Source organism: Candidatus Symbiopectobacterium sp. NZEC127 (assembly GCF_025962675.1).
GTDB lineage: Bacteria > Pseudomonadota > Gammaproteobacteria > Enterobacterales > Enterobacteriaceae > Symbiopectobacterium.
Map to the genome: position 1 here is coordinate 1 of NZ_JAGFPG010000093.1, position 533 is coordinate 533.

A 533-nucleotide genomic window follows, 5' to 3' on the forward strand; every position below is an offset into this window, starting at 1 on the left:
CGTCTTCCTCACAGGCTGGCGGCGCGCTCGATGTTGGGCGACGTTTTGGCGATGATAACCGTTTTGGTGTGCGCGTTAACCTGCTGCACCGCGAAGGTGAAGCCGCGATTGACGATCAGCGCGAGCGGGTGTCGCTGGCCGCTGTCGGACTGGATTATCGTGGCGATCGTTTCCGTTCCTCGCTGGATGCAGGCTACCAGCACCAGTATCTGCACGGTGGGCGTTTGGGGATTAACGTTTCGGCTACCGGGTTACAAGCCATCCCTGAACCGCCAACCATTACCCACAACTACAGCCAGCGCTGGGTCTATACCGATATGAAATCGCGCTTCGGGATGCTGCGCGGTGAGTACGATCTGGATAATCATTGGACGCTCTATTCCGGCCTTGGTCTCAGCAACACCGAAGAGATAGGCAATTACAGCACGCCGAAATTGACACTGGCCGGTGACGGCAGCGCCACGCTGGGACGTTTAAGCACGGCGTATATCGCGCAGAACACCTCATCGCTGGCAGGTATTCGCGGCAATTTT

The 533-nt window shown here is 57.6% G+C and carries 1 pseudogene; it reads left to right on the forward strand.

Annotated features, from left to right (window positions below):
• Window positions 1-533: pseudogene (locus J5069_RS24090) on the forward strand (TonB-dependent siderophore receptor); the annotation flags it as partial.